At 74.7% G+C, this 2,232-nt stretch carries 3 protein-coding genes; all 3 read right to left on the bottom strand.

Features of this window, described 5'->3' with window-relative positions:
• Nucleotides 1-130: 130 nt before the first annotated feature.
• Complete coding sequence (locus COGEMETH_RS25040; protein WP_238185374.1) at nt 131-280, bottom strand: hypothetical protein; 150 nt, start codon at nt 278-280, stop codon at nt 131-133.
• 148 nt (nt 281-428) lie between these two features.
• Nucleotides 429-1,445 (bottom strand): CmpA/NrtA family ABC transporter substrate-binding protein, encoded by a 1,017-nt coding sequence (locus COGEMETH_RS25035; protein WP_238185373.1) that lies wholly within the window; start codon nt 1,443-1,445, stop codon nt 429-431.
• Nucleotides 1,446-1,455: 10 nt separating this feature from the next.
• Entirely contained in the window at nt 1,456-2,043 is a 588-nt protein-coding gene (locus tag COGEMETH_RS25030; RefSeq protein WP_238185372.1) for an ANTAR domain-containing response regulator, read from the bottom strand.
• Nucleotides 2,044-2,232 lie beyond the last annotated feature (189 nt).

Genomic DNA, 2,232 nt, shown 5'->3' with positions numbered 1-2,232 from the left:
GTCGGGAGAGGGGAGCGACTTCTCCGGATACGGCGCTCCCCTCTCCCGACTTAGCTCGCGGGCCACCCTCTCCGGCAGGGGGGAGAGGGAGGAGCCTATCCGGGGGCAGCGGCGCCCACGGTGGTCGATGTCAGAGGAGGGAGGACAGCGCCATGACGAGGCCGATGGTCGGCATGGCGCCGATGATCAGGGCCCAGTGCCAGAAATGCTCGCGCGCCGCGCTGCGGTTGTCGTTGGCCGGGCGCGGGGGCCGGGCGCGGAGCCGGACGTAGTGGGCCATCGCGACGGGCCCGCGCCGGGCGGGCAGTGACGAGGCGGCGTCGAGTTTGCGGCATCCGGGCATGGCAACGGGATAACGGCCAAGGATCGCCCCGCGTTCCACGCCTGCGCGCAGGATTCGCCAGGACTCGCCAGGATTCGCGCAAGGCTCAGCCCGGCAGTCCGGCCGCCGCGTAGAGGTCCGGGCGGTAGACGGCCAGCGCCGCCGATTCGGTCGCCTCGCCGGCCGGGACCTGCCCGGCCGCGTGCATCTGCGCCAGCAGCCAGCGGGCCTGGGCCGGGCGGGGCGGCTGGGCCTCCGCGCCCAGCCGCAGGTAGTCGGGGGCCGCGCGCCGGCGCCCCTCCCGGTCGAGGACGATCTCGCCCGACAGCGTGCGCCCGATCAGGGCGGCGTCGAGGCCGAGATAGGTCCGGCGCGCGAGGCGGTGGACGAGGTCGGTCCGGTTGGCCGGGTCCGCGCACCAGAGCCCGGCCTTGGCCACCGCCCGCACCAGGGGCAGGGTCGCCCCGTCGAGCCGGGCGGAGACCGCCAGCACCTTCTCGGGGGCGTCGGGGGCGACCTCGCAGCCGAGCGCGGCGATGCGCCCGAGGCCGGCCGCGACGGCGACCGCGTTCCAGGGGGCGCCGGCGCAGAACCCGTCGACGAGGCCGCGGGCCAGGGTCTCGACGCTGTACTGGGGCGGCACCACCACGAGGCGGATCGCGGCCGGGTCGAGGCCGCCGGCCTGGGCGAACAGGCGGAGCTGGTAGGTGTGGCAGGAGAACGGGTGCACGGTGCCCAGCGTCAGGGGCCGGCCGGCGGCGTGGCGCTCGCGCGCGACCTGCGCGAAGGCCCGGGCCACCGCCGCGAGGTCGTCGCCGTCGGGCGCCATCGCCTGCCAGAGGGCGGCCGAGAGGGTGATCGCGTTGCCGTTGAGGCTGAGCGAGAGCGGCACCAGGATGTCCGAGGGCGGGCCGGAGAGCGCGAGCGCGCTGGCCAGCGCGAGCGGCGCCAGCATGTGCGCGGCGTCGAGGTGGCCGAGCGCCAGGCGGTCGCGGAGCGTCGCCCAGGAGGGCTCGGGCGAGAGGTCGAGCTCCAGCCCCTCGGCGCGGGCGAAGCCCATCTCGTGGGCCGCGATCAGGGGCGCGGCGTCGCAGAGGGGGACGTAGCCGAGGTGCAGCCTCATCGTGGGGCCCTCACCCGAGCAGGTCGGCGGTGGTGACGATCGCGCGGGCGATGTCGGCGATCTTGCGCTTCTCGTTCATCGCCTTCTTCCGCAGCTGCTTGTAGGCCTCGTCCTCGGTGAGCCCCTTCAGGTTCATCAGGATGCCCTTGGCGCGCTCGATCAGCTTGCGGTCGGCCAGTTCGCCGCGCGCCTCCGAGAGCTCCCGCTGGAGGCGTGCGAAGGCGTTGAAGCGCAGGATGGCGATGTCGAGGATCGGCTTGATCCGCTCGGGGCGCAGGCCGTCCACCACGTAGGCCGAGATGCCCGCATCCACCGCCGCCTGCATCATGGTCGCGTCCGAGCGGTCCACGAACATCGCCACCGGCCGGTCGGCCTGGCGCGAGACCGCCGAGACCTGCTCCAGGATGTCCCGGCTCGGGCTCTCCAGGTGGATCACCACCACGTCGGGGGCCAGCGCCGCCACGCGCTCCATCAGGTCGGCGGTGTCGGGCAGGACCACGACGCGCCCGATGCCGGCCGCGCGCAGGCCCTCCTCCAGGATGGCGGCCCGCGCCCGGCTGGGGTCGATCACGGCGACGGTGAGGCTGGATTCTGTCATCGGGGCCCGGTCGGGCGCTGTCTCTCGGGCGTCGCGGCGGATGCCACCGTCCCGCTTCGGAGGCAAGCCGCATGCCCTTGTCCTTTGCTCGGCCTCGATCGCCGGCGCCCGCATCCGCGGGCTCAGGCTTCCGCTCCGCTCCGGGTTGTCCGGGACGAAAAGTCCCGGACAACCCGCTCCGCGGGGCGC

This window comes from Methylobacterium trifolii, from assembly GCF_022179685.1.
Lineage (GTDB): Bacteria > Pseudomonadota > Alphaproteobacteria > Rhizobiales > Beijerinckiaceae > Methylobacterium > Methylobacterium trifolii.
The sequence above is the reverse complement of the archived record's forward strand: the minus strand, read 5'-3'. Positions and strand labels throughout refer to the sequence as shown.